Raw genomic sequence first — 15,371 nt, forward strand, 5'->3', positions numbered from 1 at the left:
ATTTTTTGTTCAAGTTGATTATACAATCTACCAAAAGATTTACTTGATCAAAAAACCAATATTATTCTCTTTACACGCCCGAGACGTTTCGGAAAAACCTTAAATATGGATATGCTCCGTACTTTCTTTGAAAAAACTAACGAAGATACCAGTATATACTTTAAAGACAAAGCCATCTGGCAGCAAGGTGAAAAATATACGCAATGCCAAGGGAAATACCCGGTAATCTTTATCAGTTTAAAAGACTGTAAATCTATGAGATGGGAAACTACCTATAATCTTTTGAAAAATACTATACGTATGGAATATGCAAGACATACAGAATTAGAAAACAGTGTATTTGTTTCTAAAGTAGATGCAGTTACTTACCAAAGTATTATCAATAACACTGCAATAGAAACAGATTATATGTTTTCCCTGCAAACACTTAGCCGTATGCTAAATGCTCACCATAAAAAAGCTCCGATTATTATCATTGATGAATACGATACCCCCATACAGGAAGGTTTTACGAATAATTATTATGCAAAAGCTGTAGAATTTATCAGAAACTTTTTTTCAGCTGCATTAAAGGATAATCCCAATGTCACTCTAAGCATTATGACAGGAATCCTGCGCGTTGCTAAAGAAAGTATTTTCAGTGGGCTTAACAATATTCGTGTCGATTCCGTCCTTGATGACAAATTCAGTAATTATTTTGGATTTACAAATGATGAAATCACCTCCATAGCTGAATACTATGGCGTACCAGAAAAAATTACAGAAATAAAGAGCTGGTACGATGGCTACAAATTTGGCGATACTGAAATCTATAATCCGTGGTCTGTAATCAACTATCTGAGCAATAACTATAAAGCGATTCCCTACTGGAGCCAGACCTCAGAAAACACTATTATCCATGAAATACTAAAAAAATACAACGAAGCTACCTATAAGAATCTTTACGAACTCCTAAAAGAAAACGGAAAAGTAACTTCAATCGTCAAGACAAATATCATCTACCCGAGACTGAAAGAACCCCAGACTAATATACTGGGTTTTCTTCTTATGACCGGATACCTGAAATCAACCGCAACAACTATCAACGAAGACGGAGCCTATATCTGCAAGCTCAATATTCCTAATAAGGAAATCAGGACTGTGTACCGAGAAGAAATCATAAGCCTGCTTAATAATGAAATAGGCGAAACCACAGTTACAGAACTAAGAAATGCATTACTGGAAAAGAATAGTAAAATAATCAAAAATACACTAAGCGAATTCCTGATGAAAACAATAAGCTACTTCGACGGACTGAAAGAAAACTATTATCACGGCCTTATGCTTGGGCTTATCACTATCTTTGAATATACTCATACCATCCGTTCCAACAGGGAAAGCGGCAACGGAAGATATGATATCCAGCTTGCTCCTAAAAACGCAGGAATGCCAGGGATTATCATTGAAATAAAAGCAGATGAAAGCAAAGAGAAAAAACAAAATTTAGAACATTTAGCTCAAATCGCTTTTGATCAGATCAACGAGAAAAAATATGATATAGACTTAATATCCATCGGAGTCAAGACCATATACAAATATGGCATCGCCTTCGCCAACAAAGAAGTAGCAGTAAGGAACAACTAACCATAACAATAATACATAATTTTGGGCATAAAAAGCAGTCAATTACACCTAACTCTTTAGGTAGGTGTAATTGACTCTCGTATTTTGTTTGAAAAATGATTTTATATGCAGGAGGCTCGGCATAGAGTAGCGTATTCCTGGCTGGGAATGGAAAAGGAAAGAGGGTTATAGCGTGGAAAATTTTGGCGAATATCTTTTAGGGGCGTTAGGCTGTATTAACATGGTTTTGGCGATGCGCAAGTTTGAAATACAGTGGACGTTTTGTGATTATGTGGCACCTGCGCTGGAGGAGGCTGGCGAAACGATGCTGGGAAAACGTGGCTCCTTTTTAGTACTGGTTGCGACCATCTTTATTCTGGGGTTGCCCATCAGACACCAATTGTACCGGGGTGATTATGTGCTGCCTTTGTTTATTTTCCTGCATTTTATTGTTATGCGGGTATTTTGGCTGCAGACGCAGAGAATGATTTATCTTGTGTTCGATCAGTATAACGAGGAAATATGTGAAAGCTACGAGAAGCAGGAGGAGGAGCCGGAGTATCCCTGGAAGGAAGCGGAGCTGAGCCTGCTGGCGCTGCCGTGGACCTGGACTGATAGTTATAATCGCTATAATAATTTAGAGTAGGCTGGAAGGAATGTCAGGAGGCAAGCCAGCCTTGCTTTGAGAAGCTATGCTTGCGGCATTTAAGTGCTTCAGAAACAAGCTTGAAGTATTTTTTTCAATGCTGTTTATTATATACTGCAGTAGTCCTTTGTGCTATAATTTTATATAGAAGTAACGTGAAATGCGAGGAGGTTAAGGCAGATGGGCAGATTTGTTAATCCTGATAACAGCGCTTTTCAAAATGCGGTTAATGGAGAAATATATATAGATAAGAGCGGATTGATAGAACTGACCAACAGATTTCTTGGTACGCCACAGGAATTTATATGCAACAGCCGTCCGCGTCGTTTTGGTAAGTCTATGGCTGCCAATATGCTGGCTGCTTATTATAGCAAAGGGTGCGATTCCAGAGAGCTTTTTAAGGGACTGCAGATTGAAAAGAATGCCAGCTATGAAAAGTATCTCGATAAATTTGATGTTATTCATTTTGATGTGCAGTGGTGTTTTAAAGAAGCTGGTAGTGCGGAAAAAACGGTCAGCTTTATTACGCAGACTATCTTAGCAGAATTGCGTGCTATCTATGGAGCAGTCATTCCTGAACATGTAGATAAGGTTTCCGGTGCTTTGTCTTATATTAGCGCAGCAACCGGCAATAAATTTGTGATAATTATTGATGAGTGGGATGTGCTTATCAGAGATGAGGCAACCAATAAGGCGGTGCAGGATGAGTATATTGACTTTCTGCATAACCTGTTCAAAGGTGTAGAGCCTACGAAATTTATTGCACTGGCCTATATTACAGGCATCTTGCCCATAAAGAAGTATAAAACTCAGTCGGCATTGAATAATTTTGATGAATATACGATGATAGGGCCAGGACTGATGGCACCCTGGATTGGCTTTACTGAAGGTGAGGTCAAGGTCTTATGTGAAAAATATCAAAAGGACTTTGCTGAGGTTAAGCGTTGGTATGATGGTTATCAATTGGAAGATTACCATGTGTATAATCCGCGTGCTGTTGTCAGCCTGATGCTGCAGGGAACCTTCCAAAGCTATTGGACGCAGACGGGAACGTATGAATCCATTCTGCCGCTGATCAATATGGATTTTGATGGCTTGCGGTCTGCTATTATTGATATGTTAGCGGGCGACACTGTGGCGGTTATACCGTATTTTTTTCAAAATGATATGGTAAGCTTTAGAGGCAAGGACGATGTCTTGACGTTGCTCATACATTTAGGGTATCTTGCTTATGATCAGAAAAAGAATCAGGCGTTTATACCTAATGAAGAAATACGTTTTGAGTTTGCAATGGCAACGAAGGTAAATAAGTGGAGTGAGCTGATTAGCTTTCAGAAGGAGTCACGCGCTTTGCTGGAAGCTGTATTGGATGAGGATACAGAAGCTGTTGCGGAGATGATGGAAAGCATTCATAATCAGTACACCTCTGTCATTCAGTATAACGATGAAAATTCTTTGAGTGGTGTGCTGACTATTGCTTTTTTAGCTGCGATGGATTATTATTTCAAGCCGATCAGAGAGCTGCCGACCGGGAGAGGCTTTGCAGATTTTGTATATCTTCCCAAGCCAGCGTGTAGAGAGGATTATCCTGTGCTGGTGGTTGAGCTGAAATGGAACAGGGGTGCTGAGACAGCATTGCAACAGATTAAAGAGAAGCGCTATGCGGAAGCGCTCAAGGAATATGCTGGCAGTGTTCTTTTAGTAGGGATTAACTATGATAAGAAGACGAAGGAGCATAGCTGCAGCATAGAGCGGATTGCTAAATGAAAATTTTTAAAGCATAAAAAAGCCTACTGGATTACATGGTCAGTAATTCAGTAGGCTTGATTTTTTTGAACATGTCGGTGTTCAGCTGATGAACAAAGCATAGCATATAATAACGAGGTAAGGTGCGCGTTGAGTTTTTTGAGAGATTCGTCGAGGGTTGTGTTCATTGGTGATATAATTCTTTAATATTTTGGTTGAAGAAGATATATCGTAAGGGGGATGGGGGGCAGTGATATTGAAAAATAGTAGGCAATGCCTTATATAATGGAATTACATGAAATAAAAGGATTGACTGGCATTTCCAGAAAGCAAGGGTTATTCTGTTCGTGATTTAAAGTATATGGCAAAATTTACTGAAAGGCTTCTTGATAAAAAATTATGCAAGAGGTGCTTGTACAATCACCTTATAAAAATTGTGCAGTACCAAATAACACATGCTGACGCTTCGCATTCACGCAAGGCGTCAGCCTTTTTCCGTTGGCAGCTGATAATTTGTGCCAAGTGTCCCGAAGAATATATATAATTTAGGACACATGCTGCTCTTGTTGATGCCCCTGCTACTCATTATTCTAAGCAGTGTGATTGACAATTATGATTAGAATGATTAAAATATGATTAGAATGATTAGAATATGAGTAGAATAGAACTGAGGAGTGAGCAGAATGAGATTTCGGGAAACAGAAATAGTTGAATTAAAGTCCATCGTGATGGATGATATCAAAAAAGAGATCATTGCTTTTGCCAACTGTGACGGAGGCACGGTCTATGTGGGGGTGGCAGACGATGGCAAAGTGTTGGGAGTTGAAAATGCAGATGAGTGTGCCTTGCAGATTTCCAATATGGTACGAGATGCTGTAAAGCCGGATGTCACCATGTTCATTCACTATGAAACGCTAGAATGTGATGGAAAAGCAGTTGTGGCCGTCAACATTCAGCGCGGAACAAATCGTCCCTATTATCTGGCAAAGAAAGGACTGCGGCCTGAGGGTGTCTATGTGCGGCAGGGATATTCTTCTGTACCGGCAACAGATACGGCTATTCGGCAGATGATCAAGGAAACCGATGGAGATAGCTTTGAGAATATGCGGTCTATCAATCAGGCATTGACCTTTGAGGCAACAAAAAAGGAATTTGAAAAAAGAAATGTTGCCTTTGGACAGCCGCAAATGCAGACTTTGAAAATCGTTTCCGCAGATGGCATTTATACGAATCTAGGGTTGCTCTTGTCTGAGCAGTGTCTCCACACAATCAAGGCGGCCGTGTTTGAAGGAATAAATCAGAATGTATTTAAGGATCGCCGGGAGTTTTCCGGCTCTCTGATGCAGCAACTCAATGATGTCTACGACTATATTGATTTCCACAATCAGACACATGCGACTTTTCGGAAGCTCCTGCGGATTGATACACGGGACTACCCGGAGGTCGCCGTCCGCGAGGCATTGCTGAACACGCTGGTACACAGAGATTATTCTTTCCGAGCTAGTACCTTGATTAGCATATACGATGATCGGATTGAATTCGTGTCCATCGGCGGGTTGCTTCCAGGTTTAGAACTGGACGATTTGATGATGGGTGTTTCTGTTTGTAGAAATCCGCACCTTGCCAATATCTTTTACCGCTTGCAGCTGATTGAAGCATATGGCACCGGCATGAAGAAAATCATGGGAGCTTATGCAAATGCCTCGGTGCAACCGGAGATTAAGACAACTAACAACGCTTTCAAAATCATTCTTCCTAATGTGAATGGCACGCCAAAAGCAGCAGAAGCACGTAAGGAAATTGAAAATGCGGCAGCTCCGGCTTTGAATTCAAATGAGGGAAAAGTCCTACAATTTTTGAGTGAGCACCCAATTATTACCCGAAAAGAAGCACAGGCAATGCTGAAGGTTAGTCAGTCTACGGCTAGCCGTATTCTGAAAGCAATGGTAGATAGTGGTCAAATCAAACAGCTCGGTGGAAGTCGTACCACACGGTATGAACTTAGAAAAGAGTAAATTATAACGGACAAGCTACAAATTTTTAGGCATTTTATATCCATAATTCAAAGCATATAATACAGGCTGACGCTTCGCATTTACGCAGGGCGTCAGCCTTTTTCCGTTGGCAGCTGCTACACTGACTAAATCTTTTTATATTGAAATTATGTTCGTAAAGTGCTATAATAACATTACAAAAACACAACGAATGTTCGCTTAAAGCGCGGGAGGAATTTGTCATGGAAGCCAATAAGCAGAAAACAGAAAAATACTATGCTTGTATAGATTTGAAGAGCTTTTTTGCTTCCGTAGAATGCGTGGAGCGCGGGCTTGATCCCTTCGCGGCGAATCTGGTGGTAGCCGATGCTGCGCGCGGACGCGGCGCAATCTGCCTGGCAATTTCCCCGGCGCTGAAGCAGCTGGGGGTGCGCAACAGGTGCAGGCTGTACGAGATCCCCTCGTGGATTAAGTACACGATAGCCAAGCCACGCATGAAGAAGTATATGGAATATTCTACTACCATTTATCGCAATTATTTGGATTACCTCAGTCCGGAGGATATTCACGTATATTCCATTGACGAATGCTTTCTTTATCTTTCACCCTATTTGCGGCTCTACAAAAAAACACCGCGGGAGTTTACGAAGCTGCTGATGGATTCTATATATACTAAATTTGGTATTTGTGCTACCGGCGGCGTGGGCACCAATATGTTTTTGGCGAAGGTGGCGCTGGATGTGCAGGCCAAGCACAAGCCGGATAATATAGCATATCTTGACGAAGAGCTTTTTAAGCAGACGATGTGGCATCACCAGCCGCTGACTGATATCTGGAACATCGGCAAGGGGATTGCCAGAAGATTGGAGTGTCATGGCATTTGCGACCTTTACGGCATTTGCCAGGCGGACAAAAAATGGCTGTATAAGGAATTCGGCGTGAATGCGGAGTATTTAATCGACCACGCCTGGGGACGGGAACGCTGCACGATGCAGCAGCTTAAGGCGTACAGGCCCAAGTCGCACAGTATTTCCAACAGCCAGATTCTTTTTGAGGATTATGCTTATGAGGATGCGCTGATTGTACTGATGGAGATGGTGGAGCTTTTGGCGCTGAAGCTGGTGGAAAAGCAGATGCTGTGCAACACGATAAGCCTGCAGATAGGCTACAGCAAGGATTGCTATGTACCGACCGGCGGCAGCAGGCGTTTGCCGCAGCCAACGGATTCGTTTCAGGTGCTGGAGGATTTTTTTGTTGCGCTGTATAAGGAAAAGACGCTGCAAAATCAACCAATCAGGAAGCTGACGGTTTGCGCGGATAACCTTGCCTGGCTGGGCAGTGCGGAGCAATCGCTGTTTGCGCCGTATGATGTTGATGAGGACAAGGACCGGGATGTGCAGCAGGCGTTGCTGGATATTAAGGGTAAGTATGGCAAGAATGCTATCCTGCGCGGAATCAGCTATCGGGAAAAGGCGACGGGCAAGCTGAGGAATACGTTGATTGGAGGTCATAATGGTGAATGATGATAAGTATTTTCGCAAGGGAGGCAGGCGCCAGGCGGTGCATAATCCGTTTAAGGCTGCAGCCGAGGATAATGCAGATTACAGCGTGCGTGCGAAGCAGTTTGCTGCTTTTGACGCTTTGAAGGGGTTTCGGGAGCTGATAGAGGCAGCGGAAGTGGATGCAAAGGAAGAGTACGACGGGTAGGTTAAGGTTGCTTTGCCGGGAAGTGCGATTAGATCTGGCAGCGTTCCGTATAGCATTGCCGCTTTATGAGATTAATGCTGAAGACTGCTACGCTATTATCCTTTACAGCACGTAGCAGAGCAGACGTGTTTTGTAGTATAATTATATAAGCTACATACTTCCGGAGGTTAATATTATGACTAGAGAAATGTATATGGGCGACATTGTGCGCCATTTTAAAAGAGAGACTATCGCAAATCCTACGACGGAATACTTATATAAAATACTGGCCTTTGCCGAGCATACGGAAACAGGCGAAAAGCTGGTGGTTTATCAGGCGCTGTATGCTCCGTTCAAGATTTGCGCCCGACCGTACGCTATGTTTATGAGCGAGGTGGACCGCGAAAAATATCCTGCGATTAAGCAAAAGTACCGCTTTGAGGTTGTGCAGGAGTGCTGATTGCTTAGGCGATTATACCGGTGGTGCATATAATTTTATTTGCAGGGGGAAGGGCAATGCTTTATCCTATTTTAGAGCAATATGATGTTGATATAAAAAAGGCGCTGGCCTATGGCTTTGTGCAGAAGGGCGCAGAGCTGACACTGCGCAAGGTGTTGCCGGAAACAGAGTTTTACGCTGTCGTTACGCTTGCAGGCAAGGCCTTATCCGTAAATGTTTTGGAACGCGATACGGATGAGGAGTACCTGCCCTTTAACGTTGCCGATAACATCAGCGGTTACGTGATGAGCGTGCGTGAGAAAGCAGAGGCTCTGCTGGAAGAAATAAAGATGCAGTGCCTGATTAAAAGCAATGTTAAGCTGCAGCTGATGGATTACTGCTCGCAGCGCTTCGGCACTGTTCCCGACGCTCCGTGGCCGGAAACACCGGAGAATTTTACCTTTAAGACGGCGCGGAGAAATAAATGGTACGCTTTGTTTATGACGATTCCCTATAAAAGCCTGGGGATAGCGAAGGCGGGGAAGGTTGATGTTTTGAATATTAAGCTGCCTCCGGCGAAGGTTTTGCAGCTGGTGGACAGGCAGCATTTTTATCCTGCGTATCATATGAACAAAAAGCATTGGCTGACGGTAATGCTGCAAAAGGATGCAGACATTTCGTTGGTGCAGGAGCTGTTGGCGGAAAGCTATCAGCTGGTGGAAAAATAGCAGTAGAAAATAGCAAAGGAGATTGAGCAAGTGTTACATATAGGTTGTCATTTATCCTCATCGAAGGGCTTTCTGGCGATGGGAAAGACGGCGCTGTCAATCGGTGCCGATACGTTTCAATTTTTTACGCGCAATCCGCGCGGAGGCAAGGCCAAGGCTGTGAAGCCCGAGGACGCGGCGGCGCTGAATGCGCTGCTACAGGAGCATAATTTCGCGCCGATTTTGGCACACGCTCCGTATACGATGAATCCCTGCGCTGCGGACGAGAAGCTGCTGGAGTTTGCGCAGATGGTGATGGAGGGCGATTTGGCGATGCTGGAATATGTGCCGGGGAATATGTATAATTTTCACCCCGGCAGCCATGTGAAGCAGGGAGCTGAGGTTGGCATAGAAAAAATAGCGTCGCTGCTCAACAGTGTGCTGCACAAGGATTTGCATACCACGGTTTTGCTGGAAACGATGGCAGGCAAGGGCACGGAGGTGGGCCGCAGCTTTGAGGAGCTGGCAGCGATTTTGAGCAAGGTGCAGTTTAATGAAAAGATGGGCGTTTGCCTTGATACCTGCCATATTTTTGACGGCGGTTATGATATAGTTAATGATTTGGACGGCGTACTGGCGCAGTTTGACAAGATCATCGGTCTAGAGCGTTTGAAGGCTGTGCATCTGAACGACAGCCTGAATATCTGCGGCAGTCATAAGGACCGTCATGCGTGCATCGGTGCAGGCAATATCGGTTTGGAGGCGCTGACGGCGGTGATTAACCATCCGGCGCTGCGCACGTTGCCGTTTTACTTGGAAACACCGAACGAGCTGCCGGGCTACGCTGCGGAAATCAAGCTGCTGCGTGAGCGCTTTGCAGAGTAATATATCAAGAATTTTTGCAAGAGGTGAAAGATAGAAATGGAAATGGCTTATAAGGAGCTGAATGCGAAGCTGTGCGCTTTTTTGGATAAAACGCCCAACAGCTTTTTTGCCGTGAATAATATAAAAGAGGAGCTTGCAGCTGCAGGCTTTACCGAGCTGCAGGAAAACAGCAGATGGCAGTTGCAGGAAGGCGGCAAATATTATGTCAGCCGTAATGGTTCGGCGCTGCTGGCCTTTGTGCTTCCTAAAAAGGCTTATTTGGGCTTTCAGGTTTACGCCTGCCACTGCGATTCGCCGGCGTTCAAGCTGAAGAATAATGCTGAAATCGTAGTAGACAAAAAGTATGTGAAGCTGAATGTGGAAATGTATGGCGGCATGCTGCTCAACACCTGGCTGGACAGGCCGCTTTCCGTTGCCGGACGCGTGCTGTGCAACGTTGACGGCCGCTTGGAAGCGCGTCTTGTTAATATTGAGCAGGACCTGATGATGATTCCGAATCTGGCAATCCACATGAACAGGGAAGCTAACGAGGGCGTAAAGCTGAACGCGCAGACGGATATGCTGCCGCTTATCGGCAGTGCTGCGGCTAAGGGTGGCCTGCAGAAGCTGTTGGCGGAGGCCTGCGGCGTTACCTCAGAGCAGATTGTGGATACGGAGCTTTTCCTTTATAACAGAATGCCTGCGACTACCGTGGGCCTGGAGCAGGAATATGTTGCCAGTGGCAGGCTGGATGACCTGCAGTGCGTGTTTGCCGGATTGCAGGGCTTTTTGGCGGCAGAAGCAGGCGCAAGTGTGCCGGTATTCTGCATGCTGGATAACGAGGAGGTTGGTAGCGGCACGAAGCAGGGCGCGGCGGCGACCTTCTTAAAGGATGCGCTACTGCGCATCAATATGGCACTGGGCAGGGACGAGGAGGATTATCTGGTGTCTTTGGCTAACAGCCTGATGCTTTCGGCGGACAATGCACATGCTGTGCATCCTAATCATACGGATAAAAATGACCTGACGAACAAGACCTATCCCAATGAGGGTGTGGTTGTCAAATACAGCGCTAACCAAAAATATACTACGGATGCGGTATCCGGCGCGCTGGTGCAGCTGCTGGCTAAAAAGGCGAATGTACCGCTGCAGCTTTTTTATAACCGTTCGGATGTGGCAGGTGGTTCAACCTTAGGCAATATCTCCACCGCTCAGGTAGCAATCAAGTCGGTGGATATCGGCCTGGCGCAGCTGGCGATGCATTCCGCCTACGAGATGGCAGGCGTTAAGGATACGGCGTATCTGGCGGAGCTGGCGCAGGCATTTTTTGCCGTCGCTGTTGCGGAGGCTGCCGACGGAACGTACTGCCTGAAATAACAATTTAATATGCGTATATCAAAGGGCATAGCAGATGCTGGTGACAGGTCTGCTGTGCCTTTACTATTAGTTGCGGGCAGTTCGGCGTGGTGCTATACTGAGCTTAGAAAGTTTAGAAGCGAAAGAGGTGATTATATGTTGCAGGCAATACGCAGATTATCTAAAACACATTTGGCAATGCTGGCAGTCTGCCTGTTGGCGGTGGGCGGCGCTGTTTACTTCTTTTTGGCGCAGCGTGCCAGCCGTCATGCGGCGGAGCTTTTTAACTATTATATGGCTAAGCAGCAGGTGCTGGCAGGAAGCGTGACGGCCGAGGAGCTGCGTGCCGATATCTGGGGCAACGTGTATTTTAAAAACCTGACCTGGGATTCGCCGGAGCATGAACGCTTGGTGGATGTACCGGAGGGACGCATTAAAATTAAGCCTAAGGACATCATCCTGCGTATAGCAGGCATTGATACGGTGCAGGAGGTTGAGCTGAGCGGTGCTTATATTCATCTTGGCTTTGATGATAAAATGCGCCTGGATATCCTGCAGAATAAAAAGACGGCGGAGGAAAGTATCCTGCCGGACGAGGTGCCTATGGAAAAGCGCCATCTGCAGATAAAAGGTAGACTGCCGAATATTAAGCTGATTTTGCATGATACGGTGCTGTCGGCAGAATATAAAAAGCGTCATTTTATTTTGAATGACGTGGACGGCACGGCGCAGATACATGAGCATCAAAGGCTGGAGCTGCATTTGGCGGCAGGACGCTACGGCGGCAGCATTGCAGGCAAGGGACTGAATATTGATGGCACCTGCGACCTGCAGGGGGAGCAGAAGGCGAATATCAATATCTGCCTGTATGATGTTATTCCCGATTCTTTGGGCATGCGCAATGTTAAGGATGCGATGACGGTGACGGGGCAGATGACAGGCAGCTTAAGGAAGCCTTTGATTGATGGTGCGCTGGCGCTGAAAGAGCTGCATCTGAACGATTTGTATTTTACGAATATCAACGGCACCTATCATTATGAAAATGCGCTGATAACCTTTCAGGATGTGACGGGCAGTATTTTTGGCGGTACCTTTGATGCGATAGGCTTATATCATTTTGATAAGCGCTATTACAAGATTGATGTTGACGGCAAGAACCTGATGGCTTCGCTGGCTGCCAAAAGCAGCAAGATAAATACGAGCGTAGCCTTGAAGATAAAGTTCCGCAATGAGGGGCCTAAGGGCAATAACCTGGTATACGGCAGCTTTTCTACGGGCAAGGGAACGTATTTGCTGGTGCCGTTTTTGAGCCTGCGTGGCAGCTTCAGCGACCAGAGCGGTGAGCTGGCCTTTAGTAATGTAGAGATTGAAACTAAGGTGGGCACGTTTGAAAGCGATGTCTTTAAGATTGTGGACGGCAGATTGCAGATGGGAGAGATTTTTCTGGCGAACGGCGAGGGCAGGCGTATACGCGTGAGGTAGGGGGGATTTTTATAATAAAAGAATATACAATATAGGTATTCCTTGTGGAATTAGAAAAGTCCAGTCTGTAATTTTAAAAAATTAATAGACTGAACTTTTTTGCAAATTCCTAAATTTTTTATTCAAGGTAATAAGTGAGTTCTTTGATATAGACAAAAACTGTCTTTGTAGTGTGATACACTAAAGATAAATTAGCAGAAATGTAAAATAGAGATACATTTTAGTATCTCTATTTACATACATAAAAATATAATTTTTTCAATCCACATATACCAAAAGTATATGACTCTTTCATTGTACAATAACAAGCTTCAGAAGACAAGGTAATTTTGCGTTCTTAGCAGAAATAATAATCCTTGACAATCGACTTTTGTTACATTAAAATATAATTGAAAGATAAAAGAAAGGTGCTCAATATGTATCTGGCGCATATAAGAAAAGAAATATCTTGTGATGGTAAAGTAACTTATTCATTTCAATCTGTTGCTGAGCATTGCCGTAATACGGCAAAATATGCTAGTGAAGCATTAAAAGCAGTAGGGTTGGAAAAGACTGCTTATCTTGCAGGTTTATTACATGATGTTGGTAAACATACACTAAGATTTGTGCAGTATATTGAAGATGCAGTTATCAATGAAAAAGAAGTTAAGCGTGGTTCTGTTAATCATACTTTTGCAGGTGTAAAGTTGATTTTAGCGAAACATGCTAAATATGTTGGCACAAATAACCTCCAAGATTTAACTATTGAATTGATAGCCTATGCAATCGGAGCACATCACGGCTTATTTGACTGCATAAAAGATAATGATGAAAGTGCCTTTGCTTACAGATTAGAAAAAGAAAACATTGATTCTGAGGAAGCTATAGAAAACTTCTATAATGAATGTGCCAGTGAGGATGAAATTGAAAAATTGCTCCTGGAGGCAACAGCTGAAATAAAAAATCTTGCCGATATAATAGTTAGTATAGATAGAACAGAGGATGATGAAGAACATGAAATTCCATTTTATTATTCATTGGTGTGTCGTTTACTGACATCGGCAGTTATAGATGCCGATAGAAAAGATACTATGGAGTTTGAAAAAAATGAGGTAACTAAGCAGGTAAGCTTGGATTGGAGCAAGGCTTTAGAGAATTTTAATTCTTATATTAAAAATTTTAAGACAGATCGAGATATAGATTTAGCACGCAAGGAGATTTCTGCTACATGTGCTGTTGCTGCGCAAAAACCTGAAGGAATATACAGGTTAAATGTTCCGACTGGTGGTGGCAAAACTTTAAGTTCATTGCGTTATGCCTTGGAACATGCAAAAAAATATCATAAAAAAAGAATGTTTTTTGTCATGCCTTTACTGTCCATCATTGAACAAAATGCACAGGAAATAAGAAAAGCAGTACAGGATGATAGTATTATTTTAGAACATCATTCTAATGTCATTGATGATGAAAACAGTGATGTCGAAGAATTAAATAAGAGAGAGTTGCTTATGCAGTCATGGGATAATCCTATGATTATAACAACATTAGTGCAACTTCTAAATACTATGTTTTTAGGAAAAACCAGTTCAGTCAGACGTTTTGCATCTCTGTGTAATAGTGTAATTGTTTTTGATGAGGTGCAGTCTTTGCCAAACAAAATGCTTACCCTGTTTAATTTAACTATTAACTTTCTTGTGAAAAAATGTCACGCAACTGTTATTTTGTGTTCCGCTACCCAACCGTCCTTTGAAAATGCTGAGCATAAATTATTAAGCGAGGTTAGTGATTTGATTACGTTGCCCTCCGAAACTTTAAAGGTTTTTGAACGTGTGGAATTAGTTGACAAGGGTTCTATGAGCATGGAAGAGTTATCTGATTTTGCTTTAGAAATAATAAGGAGCAAAAAAAGCCTTCTAGTTGTATGCAATACAAAACGAGAGGCAAAAGAATTATTTGAGAATTTACAGGCTGAAGTAAACAATACCGTTCCAATGTATCATTTATCTGCCTCGATGTGTACAAAGCATAGAAAAATGATAGTAGAGTCAATGAAAATAGATTTGAGTTTGCCAGATCCTAAACAAATTGTTTGCGTTGCAACTCAAGTAATTGAGGCTGGTGTGGATATTTCTTTTAACTGTGTTATTAGATTACAGGCTGGAATGGATAGTGTTGTTCAGGCAGCAGGAAGATGCAATAGAAATGGCGAAAATAAATTAGAGTCGGTTTACATTGTAAATTTATTGGGAGAGAAACTTCATCGGCTTAAAGAGATTGGAACTGCCAAAGGAGCAACTGAAAGTTTATTACAGGAAGTTAAACTAAAAAAACATTATACTAGCTTGAACTCCGATGCAGCTATTTCCTTTTATTATAGAAAGCTGTACTCTAAGATGGATAAGGGTGAGCAAGATTTTTTAGTACCTAATTTACATAAGTCTTTATACGGATTGTTAAATCAACATGATGTTGCAGATGGTTACTTTTTGGCGCAACAGTTAAAGACGGCAGGAAAGTATTTTAATGTTTTTGATAATATTACCGTTGAAATGATAGTGCCTTATGGGAAGGGGCAAGATGTTATTAGTGAGCTGAATTCTGAGAAAGCTATGTATAATTTTGTGTATGCTGAGGAAGTTATAAAGAAAGCAACTGGATATACTGTTACATGCTACCAATATCAAATAGAAAAATTAAAAGAAGGAAATAAAGATGCACCAGTGATATATAATGATTATTTTGGCATCTATATCTTGAATGATTCTGCTTACTATGATGATAAGCTTGGTTTGAATTTAGATGCCATAGGTGGCGAAGGCGTTTTTTATTAAGCAATGGAGCATTCCCGTAATCAACAAATATGAGCTTTG

Annotated in this window: 12 protein-coding genes and 1 pseudogene; all 13 read left to right on the top strand. The window is 43.0% G+C overall.

Going from position 1 to position 15,371, the window contains the following annotated elements:
- Positions 1–54 precede the first annotated feature (54 nt).
- Positions 55–627: pseudogene (locus tag BN587_RS11660) on the top strand (AAA family ATPase); the annotation flags it as partial.
- Between the two features lie 639 nt (positions 628–1,266).
- Positions 1,267–1,623: a PD-(D/E)XK nuclease domain-containing protein gene (locus BN587_RS11665; RefSeq protein WP_303684776.1), complete on the top strand. Its 357-nt coding sequence runs from the start codon at positions 1,267–1,269 to the stop codon at positions 1,621–1,623.
- A 172-nt stretch (positions 1,624–1,795) separates the two neighbouring features.
- Positions 1,796–2,248 carry a hypothetical protein gene (locus BN587_RS01485; protein ID WP_021719379.1) on the top strand — a complete coding sequence of 151 codons (453 nt, stop codon included), beginning with the start codon at positions 1,796–1,798 and terminating at the stop codon, positions 2,246–2,248.
- A gap of 180 nt (positions 2,249–2,428) precedes the next feature.
- On the top strand, positions 2,429–4,015 hold the full coding sequence (locus BN587_RS01490; RefSeq protein ID WP_021719380.1) for an AAA family ATPase: 1,587 nt from the start codon (positions 2,429–2,431) through the stop codon (positions 4,013–4,015).
- Positions 4,016–4,677: 662 nt separating this feature from the next.
- Complete coding sequence (locus tag BN587_RS01495; protein ID WP_021719381.1) at positions 4,678–6,009, top strand: RNA-binding domain-containing protein; 1,332 nt, start codon at positions 4,678–4,680, stop codon at positions 6,007–6,009.
- Between the two features lie 221 nt (positions 6,010–6,230).
- Positions 6,231–7,511 carry a DinB/UmuC family translesion DNA polymerase gene (locus BN587_RS01500; protein WP_021719382.1) on the top strand — a complete coding sequence of 427 codons (1,281 nt, stop codon included), beginning with the start codon at positions 6,231–6,233 and terminating at the stop codon, positions 7,509–7,511.
- Positions 7,501–7,695: a hypothetical protein gene (locus BN587_RS01505; protein WP_021719383.1), complete on the top strand. Its 195-nt coding sequence runs from the start codon at positions 7,501–7,503 to the stop codon at positions 7,693–7,695. The genes BN587_RS01500 and BN587_RS01505 overlap by 11 nt, the downstream gene beginning before the upstream one ends.
- Before the next feature lie 175 nt (positions 7,696–7,870).
- On the top strand, positions 7,871–8,134 hold the full coding sequence (locus BN587_RS01510; protein ID WP_021719384.1) for a DUF1653 domain-containing protein: 264 nt from the start codon (positions 7,871–7,873) through the stop codon (positions 8,132–8,134).
- Between the two features lie 56 nt (positions 8,135–8,190).
- Positions 8,191–8,841 (top strand): MmcQ/YjbR family DNA-binding protein, encoded by a 651-nt coding sequence (locus BN587_RS01515; RefSeq protein ID WP_021719385.1) that lies wholly within the window; start codon positions 8,191–8,193, stop codon positions 8,839–8,841.
- Between the two features lie 30 nt (positions 8,842–8,871).
- A complete protein-coding gene (locus BN587_RS01520) occupies positions 8,872–9,705 on the top strand; it encodes a deoxyribonuclease IV (protein ID WP_021719386.1) in 834 nt (277 codons plus the stop codon).
- A gap of 36 nt (positions 9,706–9,741) precedes the next feature.
- Positions 9,742–11,061: a M18 family aminopeptidase gene (locus BN587_RS01525; RefSeq protein WP_021719387.1), complete on the top strand. Its 1,320-nt coding sequence runs from the start codon at positions 9,742–9,744 to the stop codon at positions 11,059–11,061.
- A 135-nt stretch (positions 11,062–11,196) separates the two neighbouring features.
- The gene (locus BN587_RS01530; protein ID WP_021719388.1) at positions 11,197–12,522 is read left to right on the top strand and encodes a hypothetical protein; all 1,326 of its coding nucleotides are present in this window, start codon (positions 11,197–11,199) and stop codon (positions 12,520–12,522) included.
- 416 nt (positions 12,523–12,938) lie between these two features.
- Positions 12,939–15,332, top strand: a complete 2,394-nt coding sequence (locus tag BN587_RS01535) for a CRISPR-associated helicase/endonuclease Cas3 (RefSeq protein ID WP_021719389.1) — start codon at positions 12,939–12,941, stop codon at positions 15,330–15,332.
- Positions 15,333–15,371: the final 39 nt, after the last annotated feature.

The sequence above is a fragment of the Phascolarctobacterium succinatutens CAG:287 genome (assembly GCF_000434895.1).
Taxonomy (GTDB): Bacteria; Bacillota; Negativicutes; order Acidaminococcales; family Acidaminococcaceae; genus Phascolarctobacterium_A; species Phascolarctobacterium_A succinatutens_A.